Source organism: Acidovorax sp. A1169 (assembly GCF_030704685.1).
In the GTDB taxonomy this organism is placed as follows: Bacteria; Pseudomonadota; Gammaproteobacteria; order Burkholderiales; family Burkholderiaceae_C; genus Acidovorax.
This window is the reverse complement of sequence record NZ_JAUZDX010000002.1, coordinates 369,321-389,688: the sequence shown is the minus strand read 5'-3', so window position 1 is coordinate 389,688 and position 20,368 is coordinate 369,321. Positions and strand designations below refer to the sequence as shown.

Here is a 20,368-nt window from a genome sequence, read left to right as displayed (position 1 = left end):
AGACGTTCACCATCCTCTTTTTTCTGCGCCTGGAGCACTGCCCGCCATGTCCAACCCTTTCTCGCCTGAACAACTGTGGTCCCTGGCCGGCCAGTTCGGCACCCCGCTGTGGGTGTACGACGCCGCCACCATCCGCCAGCGCATCGCCCAGGTGTCCAACTTCGACACCGTGCGCTTCGCGCAGAAGGCCTGCTCCAACATCCACATCCTGAAGCTCATGCGCGAGCAGGGCGTGAAGGTGGATGCAGTCTCGCGCGGCGAGATCCTGCGCGCGCTGGCGGCCGGCTACCAGGCGGGTGGCGAGCCCTCGGAGATCGTGTTCACGGCTGACCTGTTCGATGCCGACACGCTGGCCTGCGTGGTCGAGCACGGCGTGCCGGTCAACGCCGGCTCCATCGACATGCTGCACCAGCTGGGCCAGGCATCGCCGGGCCACGCCGTGTGGCTGCGCATCAACCCCGGCTTCGGCCATGGCCACAGCAACAAGACCAACACCGGCGGCGAGCACAGCAAGCACGGCATCTGGCACACCGACCTGCCGGCGGCGCTGGCCGCTATAAAGCAGCACGGCCTCAAACTCACGGGCCTGCACATGCACATCGGCTCGGGCGTGGACTACGCCCACCTGGCCGAGGTCTGCGGCGCCATGGTGGAGCTGGTGCGCACAGCGCATGCGGCCGGACACGACCTGCACGCCATCTCGGCCGGCGGCGGCCTGTCCATCCCCTACCGCAGCGGCGACCCGGTGATCGACACGCAGCACTACCACGGCCTGTGGGACACGGCGCGCCAGCAGGCCGAGGCCATCGTCGGCCACAAGCTGGGCCTGGAGATCGAACCCGGGCGCTTCCTGGTGGCCGAGTCGGGGGTTCTGCTGGGCGAAGTGCGCGCCACCAAGAACGCGGGCAGCAACCACTTCGTGCTCGTGGACACGGGCTTCAACGAACTGATGCGCCCCTCCATGTACGGCAGCTACCACGCCATGCAGGTGCTGCGCCGCGATGGCAGCACTGCCGCAGCGCGCCCCACGGTGGTGGCTGGCCCGCTGTGCGAGTCGGGCGACGTGTTCACCCAGGGCGATGGCGGCGTGGTGCTGCCGCGCGACCTGCCTGCGGCCCAGGTGGGCGACATGCTGGTGATCCACGACACGGGCGCTTACGGGGCCTCCATGTCCTCCAACTACAACACGCGGCCGCTGATCGCCGAGGTGCTGGTCGATGCCGGCCAGGCCCGGCTGATCCGCCGGCGCCAGACGGTACAGGAGCTGCTGGCACTGGAAGAAGGGCTGTAACAACAGTGCGGCGGCATGGCGCCGGCCCCTGCAAGGCCGGTAGGCTCGGGCCTACGCAGGGGCGCCGCGTTGGAGGACAGGCGAGGACAGGGGCCGGGAATACAGTGAAGTCACTTATCCACTTCCACCCGTTTCCAAGGAGATCACCATGCCCATCATTCTCTGGCTGCTCGGCGTCCCACTGTCCCTCGTCCTGCTTTTGATGCTGTTCGGGGTGTTTTGATCCCGCGCCCCCACGGGCGCAGCGCAAAACGCAAGAAGCCGTATCCGCCTACTGAAGGCGGATGCGGCTTTTTTGCTGCGCGGCACCGTTTGCGCAGGCCGCTTCACCGCTGATCGCCACCTGCCTTTTAATGTTTGCCGATGGCCTCGGTCGCCGCTAGGCTGGTTGCTTCCATGCCCTGGTCCACCCCTTTCGGCGCGTCAGACAAGGGACATGGAAACACCGCAAGGAGCCTGCCATGCAAGCGGAAGAACGGACCATTGTCGAACTCGAGTACCCGGGCGAGTACCTGAGCCGCCTGGGCACCATCGAGACCAAGACCTGCAAGATCCGCCTGTCGCGCAGGGGCCAGGGCCTTTTGGCGCGCATGTACGCCAGCCGGGGCTACAAGATGCAGGCCACACTGACGCACGACTTTGACCTGAGCAGCCTGGTGGTGCAGATCGACGGGCAGCCCGCAGGCACCATCTCCGTGCGGTTCGATGACGGAGACCTGGCTGCGGCAGAGCAGTTTCCCGAATTCATCGGCGAGATGCGCGGGCGCGGCGCCCGCGTCTGCGAGATCGGCAAGCTCGCCATGGACCCGGGCGTGCGCTCCAAGCAGGTGCTGGGCGCCATCTTCCACATCGCCTTCATCGTGGCCTTCCGCGCACGCCGGGCTACCGACATCGTGATCGAGGTGAACCCGCGCCATGCATCGTTCTATATGCGCATGCTGCGCTTCGACCTGGTGGGATCGGCGCGCCTGTGCCAGCGCGTGGGCGCCCCGGCCGTACTGCTGCACATGGATGGCAACAAGGGGCGCCGCCTGATCGACCAGTTCGGCGGCAGGCCCGGCCTGTCGGCGCAGGAGCGCAGCTTCTACCCCTATTTCTTCCACCCCGATGACGAGGAGGGGCTGCTGCGCCGTCTATCAGGCGGTTAATCGGGGCTCATACGGATTTGCATTCAATCGTATAACTAGGCGGGAGGCCGCAGACAGTGCTGTAGCACGGCAAGGCGGACCAACGAAGTTAGACGGTTGAAGGCAAATCCGTATCAGGCCTCATCGCGGGGATCTCGGCCCATCAGCTGTGCCACCGCCTCTGCAGGCTGCAGCCGGCCATCGAGCAGGGCCACCACGGCATTGGTGATGGGCATGTCCACGCCCAGCAATCGGGCGCGCTGTGCCACCGTGCGCGCGCTGTAGACGCCCTCAGCCACGTGGCCGAGCGATTCCACGGCCTGCGCCAGGGTCTGGCCCTGGGCGAGCAGCAGGCCCACGCGGCGGTTGCGCGAGAGGTCGCCGGTGGCAGTCAGCACCAGGTCACCCAGGCCCGACAGACCCATGAAGGTGTCGGCCCGCGCGCCCAGCGCCAGGCCCAGGAGCGTCATCTCGGCCAGGCCGCGCGTGATGAGCGCAGCGCGGGCGTTCAAGCCCAGCTCCAGCCCGTCGCACAGGCCGGTGGCGATGGACAGCACGTTTTTCACCGCCCCGCCCACTTCTACGCCCACGATGTCCTCGTTGGCGTAGACGCGCACGCTGGGGCTGTGGAATGCATCCACAAGGGCATCACGCACGCTGGCGTGCTCGCTGGCCGCCACCAGGGCCGTGGGCTGGCCTCGGGCGACTTCCTGGGCGAAGCTGGGGCCACTCAGGGCCCCGGCCTTGAGCTGGGGTGCGACCTCGGCCCGTACTTCGTGGGCCAGCAGGCCGAAACGGCCAGGCGCGTCGCCAGCCACCGATTCAAAGCCCTTGCACAGCCAGGCCACGGGTGCCGCGCAGTCGCTCAGCGCCTGCAGCATGCCGCGCAGGGCCGACATGGGCGTGGCCACGATGACCAGATCGGCCGCGCCCGCAAGCGCAGTAAAGTCTCCGCCGGCCAGCGCCAGCGTGGGCGGGAAAGCCATGCCGGGAAGGTAGCGCGCATTCTCGCGGCCCGCCTGCATGCCGGCCAGTTGCCCGGCGTCGCGCGCCCACAGCGTGACGGCATGGCCTGCGGGGTGCTGCGCGGCGCCCATGGCCACGGCAGAGCCCCAGGCGCCTGCGCCCAGAACAAGGATTTTCATAGGGGAATGAGACGGCGGGGACGGCATGCTGCGTCCCCGCAGACCACGCTTACTGCGTGATGATGGGCGACGGATTGCCCGCAGCCGCAGCCTGTTGCTGCTCGAACATGGCCTGGAAGTTGATTTCGGCCAGGTGCACGGGCGGGAAGCCGGCGCGGTTGATCAGGTCGGCCACGTTGCCGCGCAGGTAGGGGTAGACGATCTGCGGGCAGGCGATGCCCATGATGGCGCCCATCTGGTCTTCAGGGATGTTGCGGATCTCGAAGATGCCGGCCTGCTTGGCTTCGACCAGGAACACGGTCTTGTCCTTGACCTTGGTCTGCACCGTTGCGGTCACGGCCACTTCGAAGATACCTTCGGCCACGGGAGTGGCTTCCACGCCCAGCTGGATGTCCACGCTGGGTTGTTCCTGTTCCAGCAGGATGCCCGGCGAGTTCGGTTGCTCGAGCGACATGTCCTTGAGGTAGACGCGCTGGATCTGGAAAACGGGATTTTCTTGGTCGGCCATGGTTGACAGGTCTCTTCTTGTGCTCGAACAACGAGCGGGTGACAAAACGAAACCCGCCGGGGAAGAGCTCCCGCAGCGGGCACATGGGGCTGCATTATGCAGCGCCCGAAGACGGGCTTACGCGATCACTGGACTCCGAGCAGCGGCATCAGGCCGCCACGGCCGTCCAGCGCTACCAGGTCGTCGTGCCCGCCGACATGGGTGTCGCCGATGAAGATCTGGGGCACGGTACGGCGCCCGGTGATCTCCATCATGGTGTTGCGGGCGGCGGGGTCGGTGTCGATGCGGATCTCCTCGATCTGCTCCACGCCCTTGGACTTGAGGATCTGCTTGGCACGGATGCAGTAGGGGCAGACGGCGGTGGTGTACATCTTCACGGGTTGCATGGCGGGCATCTTTCGTAGAGTGGCGGCGGGGTAGGCGCCAAGCGCCTGCCCCTTTCATCTATGGGTATCTCAGGCCTTTTCAACCGGCATGCTGGCTTCGCGCCAGGCCTTGAGGCCTCCGGCCAGCGCCTGCACGTTCTCGTAGCCGAGCTTCTTGGCGACGCCCACGGCGCGGTTGGCGCGCGCACCCGTAGCGCATACCAGCACCAGGGGCAGGGCCTTGTTCTTCACCATGGTGGGCAGGCGCTCCTCAAGCTGGTTCAGGGGGACATTCTTGGCACCACCCACGTGGCCGGCCGCGAATTCCTCGGTCTCGCAGACGTCGATGACGACGGCCTTTTCGCGGTTGATGAGCTGCACGGCCCCAGCGGGCGAAAGCGTGCCACTACTGGCGTTCTTGAGCAAAGGCCACATCAGCATGCCGCCCGAAGCCAGTGCAACGAAGAACAGATACCAGTTGTCGATAATGAATTTCACGGGGATTCCTTGGGTTGGCGAACAGCGCAATTTTAGAATGTATGGTTTTGACCCGCTGCTCCAAGGGAAACCATGCACAAACTCGTACTGATCCGCCACGGCGAATCCACCTGGAACCTTGAAAACCGCTTCACCGGCTGGACCGACGTGGATCTGACCCCCACCGGCGTGGACCAGGCCAAGAACGCCGGGCGCCTGCTCAAGGCCGAGGGGTACGAGTTCGACGTGGCCTACACCAGCGTGCTCAAGCGCGCCACCCGCACACTGTGGCACACGCTCGATGAAATGGACCGCACCTGGCTGCCCGTGGTGCACAGCTGGCGCCTGAACGAGCGCCACTACGGCGCACTGCAGGGCCTGAACAAGGCCGACATGGCCAAGCAGTACGGCGACGCGCAGGTGCTGGTATGGCGCCGCAGCTACGACACCCCCCCACCAGCACTGGAAGTCACGGACCCGCGCAGCGAGCGCAGCGACGTGCGCTACGCGCGGCTGGACGCCGGCCAGGTGCCGCTGACCGAATGCCTCAAGGACACCGTGGCCCGCGTGCTGCCCTTCTGGAGCGAATCCATCGCCCCGGCCATCCAGGGTGGCAAGCGCGTGGTGGTGGCGGCGCACGGCAACTCGATCCGCGCCCTGGTCAAGTACCTGGACAACATCTCGGACGATGCCATCGTGGGCCTGAACATTCCCAACGGGATTCCACTGGTATACGAGCTCGACGCCGACCTCAAGCCCATCCGCCACTACTATCTGGGTGACGCTGAAGCGGCGGCCAAGGCCGCTGCGGCAGTCGCTTCGCAAGGCAAGGCGTAACAAAGGGCGTGAAGCGGGTGTAAAGCCCGCTGATAAAACCCTTAAAACGCCCGAAAGCGAGTCCCGGCGCGGAACTGCGGCGGGTTTGGCCCTTCCAAGGTGTATATTGACGCGGCAAAAGGTGTTCTATGGGCCAAAAACTCAAAATTGCAGGATGGGTATCGGTAGGTGTGGTGGCCGGAGCGCTCACCACGGTGTCATTGCAGACCGTCGCGCGCGGCGCCATGACCCCCCTGCCTCTGGAAGAAATCCAGCAGCTGTCGGCCGTGTTCGGCCTGGTCAAGACCGACTATGTCGAGCCGGTGGACGACAAGAAGCTCATCACCGATGCCATCTCCGGCATGGTGGCCAGCCTGGACCCGCACTCCCAGTATTTCGACAAGAAGTCCTTCAAGGAATTCCGCGAAGGCACGTCGGGCCGCTTCGTCGGCGTGGGCATCGAGATCACGCAGGAAGACGGGCTGATCAAGGTGGTCTCCCCCATCGAAGGCTCGCCCGCGTTCCGCGCCGGCCTCAAGCCCAACGACCTGATCACCCAGATCGATGAAACGGCCGTGAAGGGCCTGGCGCTCAACGACGCCGTCAAGCGCATGCGCGGCGAGCCCAACACCAAGGTCACGCTCACCATCTTCCGCAAGGACGAGAGCCGCACCTTCCCGGTGACCATCACGCGCGAAGAGATCAAGACCCAGTCCGTCAAGGGCAAGGTGATCGAGCCCGGCTACGCCTGGATCCGCCTGTCGCAATTCCAGGAACGCACGGTCGACGACTTCGTGCGCAAGATGGAAGAGATGTACAAGCAGGACCCCAACATCAAGGGCCTGGTGCTGGACCTGCGCAACGACCCGGGTGGCCTGCTCGATGCGGCTGTGGCCATCTCCGCCGCCTTCCTGCCCGAGAACGTCACGGTGGTCACCACCAACGGCCAGTTGGCAGAGAGCAAGTCCACCTACAAGGCAGCACCCGAGTACTACCAGCGCCGCAGCGGCGGCGATCCCCTGCGCCGCCTGCCCGCCTCCATCAAGTCGGTGCCCATGGTGGTGCTGGTGAATGAAGGCTCGGCCTCGGCCAGCGAAATCGTGGCCGGCGCGCTGCAGGACCACAAGCGGGCCACCATCATGGGCAGCCAGACCTTCGGCAAGGGCTCGGTGCAAACCGTACGCCCCCTGGGCCCGGACACGGGCATCAAGCTGACCACGGCGCGCTACTACACCCCGAGCGGCAAGTCGATCCAGGCCAAGGGCATCGTGCCCGACGTGATGATCGACGAGTCCGAAGAAGGCAACGTGTTCGCCGCCCTGCGCATGCGCGAGGCCGACCTGGACAAGCACCTGGGCAGCGGCCAGGGCGAGGAAAAGAAGGACGCCGCCCGTGAAAAGGCCCGCGAGGAAGCCCGCAAACGCCTGGAAGAAGAGGCCAAGAAGCCGGCCGCCGACCGCAAGGCGCCCGAATTCGGCACCGACAAGGACTTTCAGCTGGTGCAGGCCCTGAACCAGCTCAAGGGCCGTCCCGTGCTGGTCAGCAAGACACTGACCGAGCGCAAGGAAGACAAGAAGGAAAACTGAGCCCCCTGAGGCAAACGCTCAGCGCCCAGCCCCCAAGGCCGGATTTCCCAGGGAATCCGGCCTTTTTCACGCCCTGCCTGCGCTGCCGGCCCCAGCTCCCGCACAATCGCAACCCCACCCGCCGCACCGCGCCAGCCCATGACCGACGACCAACTCCTGCGCTATTCGCGCCACATCCTGCTTGACGAGATCGGCATCGAGGGGCAAGAGCGCGTGCTGGCCGCCCATGCCGTCATCATCGGCGCCGGGGGCCTGGGCTCGCCCGCAGCGCTGTACCTGGGCTCCGCCGGCGTGGGCCGCATCACGCTGGTGGACGATGATACGGTGGACCTGACCAACCTGCAGCGCCAGATCGCCCACACCACGGCGCGCGTGGGCACGCCCAAGGTGCAGTCGGCCGCGCAGGCGGTGGCAGCCATCAACCCCGAAGTCCAGGTCCATGCCATCGAGGCCCGCGCCGATGCGGCCCTGCTGGACGAACTGCTGCCCGGCGCCAGCGTGGTGCTGGACTGCAGCGACAACTACGCCACCCGCCATGCGGTCAACGCAGCCTGCGTGCGCCATGGCGTGCCGCTGGTGGCGGGGGCGGCGATCCGCTTCGACGGGCAGATCACGGTGATCGACCCGCGCAACGGCAAGGCACCCTGCTACGCCTGCATCTTCCCGCCGGACGCACAGTTCGAGGAGGTCAGCTGCGCGCTCATGGGGGTGTTCGCACCCCTGGTGGGCATCATCGGGACGATGCAGGCGGCCGAGGCACTGAAACTGATCACCGGGGTGGGCACCACGCTGGCCGGGCGGCTGATGATGCTGGACGGCCGCTCGATGGAATGGAGCACCATGCACGTGGAGCGCGCGCCTGGATGTGTTGTGTGCGCGTCACCGTAGGAGCGCTCCTACATGGCCTGCGTGCAGCCGCTGTCAGAATGGCAGAGGCACTTCGGTTAAATTCAGAACCAGGCCATCGTCTGGCTGCACCGACCGTCACCTGGATCCGTAGTGAAACTCCGCACGTACATCGTTGAAGACAATGCCACCATCCGCGAGAACCTCATCGGTACTCTGGAAGAACTGGCATCCGTCGAGGCGGTGGGAGTGGCGGAGACCGAAGACGAGGGCAAGGGCTGGCTCACCGGCCACCAGGAGCAGTGGGACCTGGCCATCGTCGACCTGTTCCTGCGCCAGGGCAGTGGCTTGGGCGTGCTGGCCGCCTGCCGCGACCGCAGGCCGCACCAGAAGATGGTGGTGCTGAGCAACTATGCCACCCCCGACATCCGCATGCGCTGCGCCCAATTGGGCGTGGATGCGGTGTTCGACAAATCCAACGAAATCGATGCCCTGGTGGACTACTGCATAGAGCATGGCAGCGTACACCCCGCCCCCGACGCCCTCCCTCCCGTGTACGGCACCCCTTGAGCGCGCTGGCGCACCGCCAGCACGCACACTCGCCTTGATGAAGAACCGCGCCTGCCTGGGCAGGGCAACGGCGGCGCGGGAGCCGCAGCCACCTTGCCGCCAGGCGGCCTTGCGCTCAATCGATCAGGCGGTTCTTGAGCGCGTAGTAGGTCAGGTCGCTGTTGGACGACAGGCTCATCTTTTCCATCAGGCGCGTGCGGTAGGTGCTTACCGTCTTCACGCTCAGCGACAGCGACTTGGCGATGTCGCCGGCCGTCTCGCCCTTGGCCAGCTTGAGGAACACCTGGAACTCGCGTTCCGACAACTGCTCGTGCGGCGGGGCGTCGTCCTTGCGGTTGAGCTGCTGGGCCAGCAGGTCCGCCACGGCGGGCGTGAGGTAGCGCTTGCCCAGGGCAATGATGCGGATGGCCTCCACGATCTCGGAGGGGTCGCATTCCTTGTTCAGGTAGCCGCTGGCCCCCTGGCGGATGAGATTGATGGCGTAATGCTCCTCCGGGTAGCCGCTGAGAATCAAAATACCCATGTCGGGCGCCTTGGCGCGCAGCATGGCCAGCGCATCCAGGCCGCTCTGGCCGGGCATGGACAGGTCCATCAGCAGCACGTCGATTTCGTGGGTGCGCACCAGGTCGATGGCTTCGCGGCCGTTGGAGGCCTCGCCTTCCACGCGCAGATCCACATGCTCGGACAGGAACTGGCGAAGTCCGGAGCGAACAATTGCATGGTCATCCACAATGCCGATCTTGATCATTGAGCGTTCTTTCGGGGAGGGGGCGTCCCGCTCCCAATTTTTTGTTGAATGCACCTGCGTTCCGATCTCCCGCCACAGGGCAGTGCCGTAGGCCGGCCTGATGCCATTATCCAGAATAACGCATATGAATTTGCATGAGATCTCCAAGGACTTGCTTCCCAAAGTCCGCAAGATGGCCCTGAGCCTGCCCATGGCGCTGCTGGCGGCCATGGTGCTGGTGGGGATCAACGAGGTCGGCCACATGCGATCGCAGGGCGCCGTCACGCAGATGGCCCATGGCCAGGTGACGCACGGGGCCTTGAACCGCCTGCTGCAGAGCATGCTGGATGCCGAGACCGGGCAGCGCGGCTACCTGCTCACCGGCAACGACCGCTACCTGGAACCCTACGACAAGGCGCTGGCCAGTGTGCAGCAGGACCTCGACAACCTGCGCAACCAGTTCCTCGACTCGCCCGACGACATGCAGGAGCTGTCCCTGCTGTCGCGCCAGATCTCGCGCAAGCTCGCCGAGATGGAGCTGAGCCTCAAGCTGCGCCGCCAGGGCAACGAAGACGCCTGGAAATTCATCCTGCACACCGACGTGGGCATGGAGAACATGGAGGCCATCCGCAAGCATGCGCAGGCCCTCATCGACCGCAGCGCCGTCGTTGTCAAGCAGGGGCAGGCGCAGGTGCTGCGCTCGCTGATGCTGTCGCGCATCGGCATAGCCACGGTCACCGCCATCGGGCTGCTGGCCTTCTTCATGTACCTGCGCCAGGCACATGCGCTGCAGGAGTTCAGCCTGCGCGAGCAATTGCTGCTGGAGCGCGAGCGCGACCGGCTCGAAGGCCTGGTGCGCGAGCGCACAGCCACGCTGTCCGAGCTGGCCAGCCACCTGCAGCAGGTGCGCGAAGACGAACGAGGGCACCTCGCGCGCGAACTGCACGACGAACTGGGCGCCCTGCTCACGGCGGCCAAGCTCGACGTGGCGCGCCTCAAATCCAAGATCGACATCCAGGTGCCCGAGATCGCCGAGCGCCTGCGCCACCTGACCGAGACGCTCAACAGCGGCATTGCGCTCAAGCGCCGCATCATCGAAGACCTGCGCCCCTCGTCCCTGTCCAACCTGGGGTTGACGGCGGCCATCGAGATCCTTGCGCGCGAGTACGGCGAACGCGCCGGCATCGAGGTGGAAACCAGCCTGGAGCCCGTGCAGCTGCCCGACACCACGCAACTGACCGTCTACCGGCTGGTGCAGGAATCGCTCACCAACATCGGCAAATATGCCAAGGCGCAGAAGGTGCTGGTCTCGGTGCACAGCCACCCCAAGCATGTGGCCGTGCAGGTGCGCGATGACGGCCAGGGGTTCGACCCGGCCAGCGTGAGCCCATCCTCCCATGGCCTGGCCGGCATGCGCCACCGCGTGGAGGCCGCCGGCGGGCGCCTGACCATCACCTCGCGGCCTGGCAATGGCGCGCTGGTCTCGGCCATTCTGCCGCTGCAGCACAGCCCCGCCTGACCGGCACGCAGCAGGCGCACCTGCTCCGTTCTGAAGGCCTTTTCCCCTGCCGCAACGGCAGGCCGGGGGCCAGGGCAATCCCCGGCTCGCCAGCCCATGACCTGCCCCGCCCCATCCAGCAAGCCCCTGTCCTACAAGGCGGGCGTCCAGCCACCGACAAAACGGCGCGCCGGCCACCGGCATCCTGCCCGACACCTGCCACCTACATTGGAGTCAGGCGCCAACGAAAGGCGCTGACTGAACCTCTCGCCGGATGTCCGGCCCCAATGGAGAAGCACATGCTGCACTACGCCGTCGTTTTTCTGGTCATCGCACTGATCGCAGCCGTCTTCGGCTTCGGCGGCATCGCCGCAGGTGCCGTGGGTATCGCCAAGATCCTGTTCTTCGTGTTCGTGATCATGGCCGTTGTCACCTTCGTCGTGGGCCTGCTGCGAAGGGGCTGAAAAGCCCCCTCGAAGCTTGCCGACCATCCCATCGTCTACACCAAGGAGTGAACCAATGACCATCCAATCCGCCACCAACAAGGTTGCCGAGAGCGCCCGCACCCTGACCGACGACGTGCTGCAAAGCGCCCAGGATGCGGTGCAAACCACGCGCAACCTCGCCAATGGATCGCTGGACAAGGCAGAAAGCAAGGTCCGTGCGCTGCGCCGGGAAGCCGACCCTGCCATCGACGATCTGGCCGCACGCGCCCAGGAGCTGGCCAGCCGCAGCATCGACTACGCGGCCGAAGCCAGCGCCCGCGCCCGCCGCCAGGTGCAGGACGTGGCCGATGCGACCAGCAAATACGTGGCCGAGCAGCCCGGCAAGTCGATCGTCATCGCTGCCGGCGTGGGGGCCCTGACCGCCAGCCTGATCCTGTGGGCATCGCGCCGCCGCAGCTATTGAATCCAGCCGGCGGGAAAACACCCGCCGACTAACCCGGAATTTACTGGAACAGGGGCCACAGGCCAGTGTTCCAGAACCTACAGTCAGCCGGTCATGGAGGGTGCAAAAGACCGGTTGATTGAAATTGCCAAAGCACCCGCGTTCCCAATACCACTGAAGAAGGAAAAACCATGAAATACGCACGTGCCCTCGCCTTTGCCGCAGTTGCCGGCCTCACCATCGTCACCGCCACAGGCTGCTCGGTGGCGCGCGACCAGCAAACTGTGGGCTCCTACGTCGATGACGCAGGCATCACCACCGCTGTGAAGGCCAAGATGGCTGAAGACAAGTCCGTTTCCGCCACCTCGATCAGCGTGGAAACCCTCAACGGCACGGTACAGCTGTCGGGCTTCGCCAAGTCCGCCTCCGAGAAGAACCAGGCTGAAAACATCGCCCGCAACACCAAGCATGTGCGCGAAGTGCGCAACAGCATCGTCGTTCGTCCCTGAACGACGCCCGCCATCGGCCGGTGAAAACCGCTGATGGCCCAAAAGCAGGCCCGGCTTCATCGCCTGGCCTGCTTTTGCCATTGCTGCATGGCTTGGAGCTCCATTTGCATGGAAGACCCTCCATTGAGTCCACTGTCGCATGGCGTCTGGGTTTAAGCTAAGCCCATGCGGGTATTCAATTGCGACCACTGCGGTCATCTGGTGTTTTTCGACAGCGTGCAATGCCTGCACTGTGGCAGCGCGCTGGCCTTTCTGCCAGACCAGCAGACGATGGCGGCGCTGACGCCGGCCCCCCAGGATGGCCCGGACCTGTGGCGGCGCCTGGGCGAACGGGGTACAGCGCAGTACAGCGGCCGGCTGTACCGCATGTGCCACAACCACACCACCTACGACGCATGCAACTTCGCCGTGCCGTCCAACGACTATGCCCAGCTGTGCGTATCGTGCCGGCAGACGCGCCTGCTGCCCGATCTGTCGGACATGGCCAACCTGCGCCGCTGGAAACAGATCGAGGGCGCCAAGCGCCAGCTGTTCTACACCCTCGCCCGCCTGGGGCTGGAGCCGGTTCCGGGGCGCTACGGGCCGGTGTTCGAGTTTCTGGCCGATATGCTGGGGGGCCCCGCCATTCTCACCGGTCACCAGGGAGGCACCATCACCCTCAATGTGGCCGAAGCCGATGACGACGAGCGCGCACGCCGACGCATCGCCCTGGGCGAACCCTACCGCACCCTGATCGGCCACCTGCGCCATGAGTCCGGCCATTTCTACTGGGACCAGCTGGTGCGCGATGGCCACCGGCTGGATGCGTTCCGCGCAGTGTTCGGTGACGAGCGGCAGGACTATTCCGCCGCGCTCGATGCCCACTATGCCAAGGGCAGCAACGGCAACGACTGGTTCCTGAACCATGTCAGCGCCTACGCCGCTGCCCACCCGTGGGAAGACTGGGCAGAAACCTGGGCCCACTACCTGCACATGGTGGACCTGCTGGAGACCGCCGCCAGCTACCAGACCGCCGTGACCGTGCCCGATCCGCACATGGCCATGCGCCACCATGTGACCGACCCGTTCGTGGCCAACCATCCGGATTTTCACGACATGGTGCGCCAATGGGTGCCGCTGACCTTGCTGCTCAACAGCCTCAACCGCAGCCTCGGTCAGGACGATGCCTACCCGTTTGCCCTGTCTTCGGGGGCCATGGTCAAGCTGCGCTTCGTGCACGACATCGTGCAGGGGGCACAGTCCAGCGGCAGCAGCAACGCGCCAGCCCACCCGGCCACCAGCGCAGTGGGATGAGCGGCAGGAAGGCCCCGCCCCTGCCCCGTCCCCGATGATGACGACCCCGACGACGATGACTGCCATGACGACCAATCCGCCTCCCAGCCCTGCGCCGCAACTGCTGCTGATTCCAGGTTTGGCAGGCGACGCGACCATGTGGCGCTTTCAGCGCGCGGTACTGCCAGCGGCCTTGCGCCCGGAGATCACCGAAGTGCACACCCGGCCCGAGGCCACTACCGTGCAGTCCATGGCGGCCCTGTTGCTCGCGCAATACCCCGGCCCCCTGCTGCTGTGCGGCGCCTCGATGGGCGGCATGATCGCCATGGAAGCAGCCCGGCAGGCACCGGGCCGTGTCGTCGGGCTGGCCCTGCTGGGCACCACCGCCCGGCCGGAAACCCCCGAGATGCAGGCGCTGCGCGAAGCGGCCATCGCATTGTTCGAGCAGGGGCGCGTGCGCGAGGTGATCGAACCCAATGTGGCCTTCGCCTTCCACCCCAGCGGCGCGGCGCGAGCCGACCTGGTGCAGGACTACCTGGATTTTGTGCTGCGCGCAGGCGCCGAGCAACTGGTGCGCCAGAACCGCGCCGTCATCGATCGCCCGGACGCCCGCCCGCACCTTCCCCAGGTGAAATGCCCCGTGCTGGTGGTCTGCGGCGAAGCGGACCAGCTCACGCCGCTGGTCTGCTCCGAAGAGATCGCGGGCCTGGTCCCTGGCGCCGAATTCGAAGTGGTGGCCGACTGCGGCCACATGCTGACCATGGAGCGGCCCGAGGTGGTCAACACGCTGCTCACCCAGTGGCTGCAGCGCGGCGGCTGGATTGCATAGAGTACAACCCCCTGAGGCGCTGCGCGCCTTCACCCCTTCTCTCGAATGGCTGCGCCATTCGGGAAGGGGGACACCGCCAGCGCGGCGGGGCGGCCCTTGCGCGGCGGTCCTGGCTTAGGTAGCGCGCCGTTCAAAGGTTCGCTGCTAACGCACGAGCCGTCCGCAAACCGGCCAGCTCAGGGTTGGGGCGCCAGGCTGCGCACCTTCACGGCCAGCCGCTCCTGCACCGAGGGCGAGACGAACTTGGTCACCTCGCCGCCCAGCACCGCGATCTCGCGCACGAAGGTGCTGCTGATGAACTGGTACTTGTCGCTGGGGGTCAGGAACACGGTTTCCACCTGGGGCATCAGGCTGCGGTTCATGCCGGCGAGCTGGAATTCGTAGTCGAAGTCGGTCACGGCGCGCAGGCCGCGCACCATGGCCTTGCCGCCGCGCGACACGACGAAGTCGCGCAACAGACCCGAGAAACTTTCCACCTGCACCTGGGGGTAGCCCTTGACCGCCTCGCGCACCATGTCGATGCGCTCCTCCAGGTTGAACAAGGTCTTCTTGTGGTGGCCCGCCGCCACGGCGACGATCACGCGTTCGAACAGCTGGGTGGCCCTGCGCACCACGTCTTCATGCCCCAGGGTGATGGGATCAAAGGTTCCGGGATAGACGGCGAGCACGTTCTGGGCCATGGCGGGTTGTCTCCTGTACGGCGGAATTGGCACTGGCCCCGGCCTCTTGTGGGCCTGCCGGGCCGCTTGGGCGCATTATGCAGTGCACTGCAACATGGTTGTGCCCGCCTCCCTTTTTGGCCCGCCCGGACGCACATGTGGCCGGGCGCGAACGAAGCTCAGCCGGCCTCTCCAGGCACAGCCGCGGCGCCCACGGGCCGCAGCAGATGTGCATGCACCGCGCCGGCCTTGAGGTGGCGGTAAACCACCAGCCCGCTGGCGGCCAGGCCTTCATCGGTCCAGGCGACCGGGGCCTCCAGGTACACGTAGCCGCTGGCGGCCACGGCCTTGCCAGCTGCATCCAGCGCCGATTCGAACAGCTTGCTGTCGAAAGGCGGGTCGATCAGCACCAGGTCCAGGCTGTCGGGGGCGGCCTGGCGCAGCGCGGCAATGCCGTCGCCGCGCTGCACGCGCACGGCCCTTGCCTCCAGGCGCTGCTGCAGGGTGTGCAGTTGCGCCACCAGCGCGGCATCGCTCTCCACCAGCTGCACGGCCGCCGCGCCGCGCGAGGCGGCCTCCAGGCCCAGGGCGCCGGTGCCGGCAAAGGCATCCAGGCAGCGCCAGCCCGTCAGGTCCTGGCCCAGCCAGTTGAACAGGGTCTCGCGCACACGGTCGGGCGTGGGCCGCAGGCCCGGGCGCTGGGCCACCGGCAGGCGGGTGCGCTTCCATTGCCCGCCAATGATGCGGATTTCGCCCGCACCCTTGGGCGCAGCCGCAGCGGCCGCCTTGTCCTTGGTGGCAGCGCCTTTCTTGGCGTTCTTGGCAGCGGGCGCGACAGCGGCTGCAGCCTGGGCCTTGCGGATCTCTGCGCTGATGGCGCCCGTGCGCAGTATGGAGCGGCTCATGGCTTGCCTCCCACCACCACGGTCACCATGCGCTCAGGCTGCAGCTTGCGCTGCATGGCGGCGCGGATGTCGGCCACGGTGAGGGCGTCAACGCGCTCGGTCCAGCGGTCCAGGTAGTCGAGCGGCAGGTCGTTCCAGGCGATGTTGGCCACGTTGCCCAAGAGCTTCTTGTTGCTGTCGATGCGCAGCGCGAAGCCGCCGATCAGGTTGTCCTTGGCGGCGCGCAGCTCAGCCTCGGTGGGGCCTTCGGCCACGAAGCGGGCCAACACGTCGCGCGAGACCTTCACGGCCTGGGCCGCCTGGTCGGGGCGCGTCTGCAAACCGATGGTGAAGGCCCCGGCATGCAGCCCCCCCGCGAAGTAGCTGTAGACGCTGTAGCTCAGGCCGCGTTTTTCACGCACCTCTTCGGTCAGGCGCGAGACGAAGCCGCCACCGCCCAGGATGTGGTTGCCCACCAGCAGCGCAATGAAATCGGGATCGCGGCGCGCAAAGCCCGGCTGCCCGATCAGCACATGCGCCTGCGCGGAGGCAAAGGGAATGTTCTTTTCCTCGGGAGCGGTCAGCGCGGCGATCTCGCCAACGGCGGGCAGCGGTGCGCATGCCGCCGCTGCGGGCAGGCGCGCCAGCAGCGTGGCAACCAGCGTCTGCGCCTGGGCCCGTGTGACCGCGCCGACGATGCTTACCTTGGCGCGGCAGGCCACGATGGTATTGGCGTGAAAGGCTTGCATGTCTGCAATGTTGACGCGCGCCAGCGTCTCTTCCGTGGTGCGCACGCCGTAGGCGTGGCTGCCGTAAACAGCGGCACTAAAGGCTCTTTCGGCCACGGTAGCAGGGCGGGTGTTCGACTCCTTGATGCTCGCGCTCCAGCGGGCGCGGTCGCGCGCCCAGATATCGGCCGGCCAGCTCGGCTCGGCGATCTGGCGCGCCGCCAGGCGCGCGGCCTTGTCCAGCAGCGGCGGATCGGTCAGCGAGCGCAGCGAAAAATGCATGGCGTCGCTGTCTGCGCCGGCTTCGAAACTGGCGCCCAGGTCGGCCCAGGCCTCGCCGAGCGCGTTTTCGTCGAGCGCGGGCTCAGTGCCCTGGCCCTTGACGCCCTTGGATGCCATGGAGGCCGTGGCACTGGCCAGGCCGGCCTGTACCACCGGGTCGCGGCGGCTGCCGGCATCGAAGTCGATTTGCACGTCCACCATGGGGATGACGGGGCTTTCCACCAGCCATACGCGGGCGCCGTTGGGCTCTGTCCAGTGCTGGATGGGCAGCAGGGCCCAGGCGGAGCCGCAGTAGAACAGCGCGCTGCTGCTGGCCAGTAACGTGCCGACCGCCAGTTTCTTGAAATTGATCATGAGAGGGAGACCCCAGGGGTTCAGTGGCGGGCAGCACCGGCCTTGGGGGCCGGGCGGGGACGGGGGGTATCGAGCGGCTGCGGCAGCAGCGTGGCCACGGTGAGCTGGTCATCGCCGAAGTATTTGGCGGCCACGGCCTGCACCTGGGCCGGCGTCACGGTGCGCATCAGGTCCAGCAGGCGCTCTTCCGCATCCAGCGGAAAGCCCTGCACCCAGTTGCCGCCCAGTTCCTGCGCCTGGCTGTGGACCGAGTCGCGCTCATAGACGGTGGAGGCGATCCACTGCGTCTTCACGCGCTCCAGCTCGGCCTGGCTCACGCCCTCGCGCGCCACGCGCGCCACTTCGGCGCGCAGGCCGTCTTCCACCTGCTGGGCCGTCTTGCCGCCCGTGGGAACCCCGGTGAACATGAACAGCGCCGGTCCGCGCCCGGTCACCATGGCCGAACTGCCCACGCTGTCGGCAACACGGTTCTCACCCTGGCTCAGGGCGCGCTCCAGGCGCGCACCGTCATAGCCGCTGAACACGGCGGACAGCATCAGCAGGGCCAGCGCATCGCGGTCGGGCTCCTGCAGGTCCTGCAGGCGCTCCAGCGCCGGCACGCGAAAGGCCAGGGCCACGTAGGCCTGCTCGGCAGGCGCCTTCACCGCAATGCGGCGCAGCCCCTGCTGGGCCGGCTCGGTGCGCGGCTTGCGCACGGGCAGCACATGCGTGGGCAGCTTGCCGTAGTATTTTTCGGCCAGGGCACGAACCTTGGCCACATCCACGTCGCCGGCCACCACAACCGCAGCATTGGTCGGGGTGTACCACTGGCGGTGGAAGGCGCGCACGTCGTCCGGCGTCATGGCATCAAGGTCACTCATCCAGCCCACGATGGGGCGGCGGTAGGGGGCGGCGGTGAAGGTGGCGGCAAACAGCTGCTCGGCCAGAACGGCACGTGGCTGGTCTTCGGTGCGCATGCGCCGCTCCTCCTTGACCACCTCGATTTCCTTCTTGAACTCTTCGTCGGGCCACTGGTTGTGGGCAAAGCGGTCAGATTCCAGGCGCATCACGTCCTCCAGCCGGTTGGCCGGGATCTGCTGGTAGTAGCCAGTGTAGTCGCGGCTGGTGAAGGCGTTCTCGCGCCCGCCCAGGGCCGCCACGCGGCGTGAGAAGTCGCCCGGCGGCACGGTCTTGGAACCCTTGAACATCATGTGCTCGAGCACGTGGGCCACGCCCGAGGTGCCGTCCACCTCGTCCATGGAGCCCACCCGCACCCAGACCATGTGCACCGCCGTGGGGGCCCGGTGGTCGGGTTGCACAATGAGCTGCATGCCGTTGGCGAGCGTGAATTGCTGCGCGCCGGAGGCCGTGGCACGCGGCCCCGCACCTCCCGGCCCGGGCGGCGCCGCGACGGCCCCACCCGCTGCAGACGATGGAAGGGATGCCGGAGAAACCACGGTTGTGGTGGCTCCGGCGCCGAGGCAGGCCAGCAGGCCCAGTAGGGTGAAAGCGCGTTTCATAGAATGGCTGATTCTAAGAACCCGCCAATGTTCAGTTTTTTCAAGAAAAAGCCCCCCACCTCGCCCGCCCCTGCCGATGAGCCCTCATCGGTGGCCGCGCCCGGAGCCCCTGCACCTGCTTACTCACCCGCGGCCCAGCCCGAGCCCCCTGCGCCGCAGCCGGCCCAGGCCCCCGCACCGGCACCGGCCATCCCCGGCCTGGGCTGGCTGCGCAATCCCTTTGGCGGGAAGGCGGAGCCCGCGCCAGCGCAGCCCATCGCACCGGTACTGGCCCCCGCACCACCCCCTGCACCCGCCCCCACTGCAGCGCCAGTGCCTGCGGCCCCGGCACCCTGGACACCACCCGTAATCATTGCTCCGCCGCCGGCCCCGACCGGCCCCGCCTCCCCGCCCCCCCCGTCGCCAGCTCCGGTTGCAGCCCCAGTGGCGGCTCCCGTGCCCCCCCCCGCCCCCGTGGTGCCCCCCCCGGCGCCGGTTCCCGCACCGCCGCCCGTGGTGGCCCCGGTGCCTGCGCCCCCCGTGGTGGCCGAGCGCAAGGGCTGGCTGGACCGACTCAAGCTGGGCCTGCGCAAGACCGGCAGCAGCATCGCCACGGTCTTCACGGGCACGCAGATCGACGATGCGCTGTACGAGGAGTTGGAAGAGGCCCTGCTCATGGCCGACACCGGCGTCAAGGCCACAGAGCACCTGCTGGCCGACCTCAAGCGCCGCGTCAAGGACAGCAAGACCACCGACCCGGCCCAGGTCAAGGGCCTGCTGGCCGATGCGCTGACCGACCTGCTGCGCCCGCTGGAGAAAGCACTGGTCATCGGCCAGTACACGCCCACCGTGATCATGGTGGCGGGGGTCAACGGCGCGGGCAAGACCACGTCCATCGGCAAACTGACCAGGCACCTGTCTGGCGAGGGTGCGGCCGTGCTGCTGGCGGCGGCCGACACCTTCCGCGCAGCGGCGCGCGAGCAGCTCGGCGTCTGGGCCGACCGCAACACCGTGGAAATCGTCAGCCAGGAGGGCGGTGATCCCGCCGCCGTGAGCTTTGACGCCGTCACGGCCGGCAAGGCCCGCGGCAAGGATGTGGTGCTGGTCGATACCGCCGGGCGCCTGCCCACGCAGCTGCACCTGATGGAAGAACTCAAGAAGATCCGCCGCGTGGTGACCAAGGCCGACGCCACCGCCCCGCACGAGGTGCTGCTGGTGATCGACGGCAACACTGGCCAGAACGCCCTGGCCCAGGTGCGCGCCTTCGACGATGCGCTGCAGCTCACCGGCCTCATCGTCACCAAGCTCGACGGCACCGCCAAGGGCGGCGTGCTGGCCGCCATAGCGCAGGAGCGCCCGATCCCGGTGTACTTCATCGGTGTGGGCGAAAAGCTCGAAGACCTCGAAACCTTCAACGCGCGCGAGTTCGCCCAGGCGCTGCTGACCTGATCGGGGCGCCGGGAGGAGTAAACCCGGCCAAATTTGCATTTACCGCTGGCAGCAATTGCCACATGATGGAACGTCGCCCA

At 66.9% G+C, this 20,368-nt stretch carries 22 protein-coding genes; 13 read left to right on the top strand and 9 right to left on the bottom strand.

Annotation, left to right across the window (positions count from 1 at the left end; genetic code table 11):
- Positions 1–46: 46 nt before the first annotated feature.
- Both lysA and QYL93_RS05060 read left to right on the top strand, forming a co-directional pair.
- Positions 47–1,291: a diaminopimelate decarboxylase gene (gene lysA / locus QYL93_RS05065; RefSeq protein WP_305742633.1), complete on the top strand. Its 1,245-nt coding sequence runs from the start codon at positions 47–49 to the stop codon at positions 1,289–1,291.
- 461 nt (positions 1,292–1,752) lie between these two features.
- A complete protein-coding gene (locus QYL93_RS05060; protein ID WP_305742632.1) occupies positions 1,753–2,439 on the top strand; it encodes a long-chain N-acyl amino acid synthase in 687 nt (228 codons plus the stop codon).
- A 113-nt stretch (positions 2,440–2,552) separates the two neighbouring features.
- Here the strand turns inward: QYL93_RS05060 and QYL93_RS05055 are convergent, their stop codons facing one another.
- From QYL93_RS05055 to QYL93_RS05040, 4 genes are all read right to left on the bottom strand, one after another.
- On the bottom strand, positions 2,553–3,563 hold the full coding sequence (locus QYL93_RS05055; protein WP_305742631.1) for an NAD(P)H-dependent glycerol-3-phosphate dehydrogenase: 1,011 nt from the start codon (positions 3,561–3,563) through the stop codon (positions 2,553–2,555).
- Between the two features lie 49 nt (positions 3,564–3,612).
- A complete protein-coding gene (gene secB, locus QYL93_RS05050; RefSeq protein ID WP_057201869.1) occupies positions 3,613–4,071 on the bottom strand; it encodes a protein-export chaperone SecB in 459 nt (152 codons plus the stop codon).
- 125 nt (positions 4,072–4,196) lie between these two features.
- Positions 4,197–4,457 carry a glutaredoxin 3 gene (grxC, locus tag QYL93_RS05045; RefSeq protein WP_305742630.1) on the bottom strand — a complete coding sequence of 87 codons (261 nt, stop codon included), beginning with the start codon at positions 4,455–4,457 and terminating at the stop codon, positions 4,197–4,199.
- Between the two features lie 69 nt (positions 4,458–4,526).
- The gene (locus QYL93_RS05040; RefSeq protein WP_305742629.1) at positions 4,527–4,934 is read right to left on the bottom strand and encodes a rhodanese-like domain-containing protein; all 408 of its coding nucleotides are present in this window, start codon (positions 4,932–4,934) and stop codon (positions 4,527–4,529) included.
- A 72-nt stretch (positions 4,935–5,006) separates the two neighbouring features.
- On the opposite strand from QYL93_RS05040, the gene gpmA reads away from it, so the two are divergent.
- From gpmA to QYL93_RS05020, 4 genes are all read left to right on the top strand, one after another.
- Positions 5,007–5,750 (top strand): 2,3-diphosphoglycerate-dependent phosphoglycerate mutase, encoded by a 744-nt coding sequence (gpmA, locus tag QYL93_RS05035; RefSeq protein WP_305742628.1) that lies wholly within the window; start codon positions 5,007–5,009, stop codon positions 5,748–5,750.
- A 128-nt stretch (positions 5,751–5,878) separates the two neighbouring features.
- Positions 5,879–7,315 (top strand): S41 family peptidase, encoded by a 1,437-nt coding sequence (locus tag QYL93_RS05030; RefSeq protein WP_305742627.1) that lies wholly within the window; start codon positions 5,879–5,881, stop codon positions 7,313–7,315.
- Between the two features lie 138 nt (positions 7,316–7,453).
- On the top strand, positions 7,454–8,203 hold the full coding sequence (locus QYL93_RS05025; RefSeq protein ID WP_305742626.1) for a molybdopterin-synthase adenylyltransferase MoeB: 750 nt from the start codon (positions 7,454–7,456) through the stop codon (positions 8,201–8,203).
- Positions 8,204–8,314: 111 nt separating this feature from the next.
- On the top strand, positions 8,315–8,731 hold the full coding sequence (locus tag QYL93_RS05020) for a response regulator (RefSeq protein ID WP_305742625.1): 417 nt from the start codon (positions 8,315–8,317) through the stop codon (positions 8,729–8,731).
- A 115-nt stretch (positions 8,732–8,846) separates the two neighbouring features.
- Here the strand turns inward: QYL93_RS05020 and QYL93_RS05015 are convergent, their stop codons facing one another.
- The gene (locus QYL93_RS05015) at positions 8,847–9,479 is read right to left on the bottom strand and encodes a response regulator transcription factor (protein WP_057201863.1); all 633 of its coding nucleotides are present in this window, start codon (positions 9,477–9,479) and stop codon (positions 8,847–8,849) included.
- Positions 9,480–9,603: 124 nt separating this feature from the next.
- On the opposite strand from QYL93_RS05015, the gene QYL93_RS05010 reads away from it, so the two are divergent.
- The 6 genes from QYL93_RS05010 (at position 9,604) to QYL93_RS04985 (ending at position 14,454) form a co-directional block, all read left to right on the top strand.
- On the top strand, positions 9,604–10,977 hold the full coding sequence (locus tag QYL93_RS05010; protein WP_305742624.1) for a CHASE3 domain-containing protein: 1,374 nt from the start codon (positions 9,604–9,606) through the stop codon (positions 10,975–10,977).
- A gap of 278 nt (positions 10,978–11,255) precedes the next feature.
- A complete protein-coding gene (locus QYL93_RS05005) occupies positions 11,256–11,420 on the top strand; it encodes a DUF1328 domain-containing protein (RefSeq protein WP_305742623.1) in 165 nt (54 codons plus the stop codon).
- Between the two features lie 55 nt (positions 11,421–11,475).
- Positions 11,476–11,865, top strand: a complete 390-nt coding sequence (locus tag QYL93_RS05000) for a hypothetical protein (protein ID WP_305742622.1) — start codon at positions 11,476–11,478, stop codon at positions 11,863–11,865.
- A gap of 170 nt (positions 11,866–12,035) precedes the next feature.
- Entirely contained in the window at positions 12,036–12,353 is a 318-nt protein-coding gene (locus QYL93_RS04995; RefSeq protein WP_057201860.1) for a BON domain-containing protein, read from the top strand.
- A gap of 165 nt (positions 12,354–12,518) precedes the next feature.
- The gene (locus QYL93_RS04990; protein ID WP_305742621.1) at positions 12,519–13,646 is read left to right on the top strand and encodes a putative zinc-binding metallopeptidase; all 1,128 of its coding nucleotides are present in this window, start codon (positions 12,519–12,521) and stop codon (positions 13,644–13,646) included.
- Positions 13,647–13,710: 64 nt separating this feature from the next.
- On the top strand, positions 13,711–14,454 hold the full coding sequence (locus QYL93_RS04985) for an alpha/beta fold hydrolase (RefSeq protein ID WP_305742620.1): 744 nt from the start codon (positions 13,711–13,713) through the stop codon (positions 14,452–14,454).
- Between the two features lie 176 nt (positions 14,455–14,630).
- Here QYL93_RS04985 and coaD read toward each other — a convergent pair whose 3' ends face one another.
- The 4 genes from coaD to QYL93_RS04965 all read right to left on the bottom strand — a co-directional run bounded on the left by coaD (position 14,631) and on the right by QYL93_RS04965 (position 18,860).
- Positions 14,631–15,134: a pantetheine-phosphate adenylyltransferase gene (gene coaD / locus QYL93_RS04980; protein ID WP_305742619.1), complete on the bottom strand. Its 504-nt coding sequence runs from the start codon at positions 15,132–15,134 to the stop codon at positions 14,631–14,633.
- A 158-nt stretch (positions 15,135–15,292) separates the two neighbouring features.
- Positions 15,293–16,018 carry a 16S rRNA (guanine(966)-N(2))-methyltransferase RsmD gene (gene rsmD, locus QYL93_RS04975; protein ID WP_305742618.1) on the bottom strand — a complete coding sequence of 242 codons (726 nt, stop codon included), beginning with the start codon at positions 16,016–16,018 and terminating at the stop codon, positions 15,293–15,295.
- Positions 16,015–17,361 carry a pitrilysin family protein gene (locus QYL93_RS04970; protein ID WP_305742617.1) on the bottom strand — a complete coding sequence of 449 codons (1,347 nt, stop codon included), beginning with the start codon at positions 17,359–17,361 and terminating at the stop codon, positions 16,015–16,017. Before QYL93_RS04970 ends, rsmD begins: the two co-directional genes overlap by 4 nt.
- A gap of 20 nt (positions 17,362–17,381) precedes the next feature.
- Positions 17,382–18,860, bottom strand: a complete 1,479-nt coding sequence (locus QYL93_RS04965; RefSeq protein ID WP_305742616.1) for a pitrilysin family protein — start codon at positions 18,858–18,860, stop codon at positions 17,382–17,384.
- 27 nt (positions 18,861–18,887) lie between these two features.
- Here QYL93_RS04965 and ftsY point away from each other — a divergent pair, with 27 nt between their 5' ends.
- Positions 18,888–20,288 (top strand): signal recognition particle-docking protein FtsY, encoded by a 1,401-nt coding sequence (gene ftsY, locus QYL93_RS04960; protein WP_305742615.1) that lies wholly within the window; start codon positions 18,888–18,890, stop codon positions 20,286–20,288.
- Positions 20,289–20,368 lie beyond the last annotated feature (80 nt).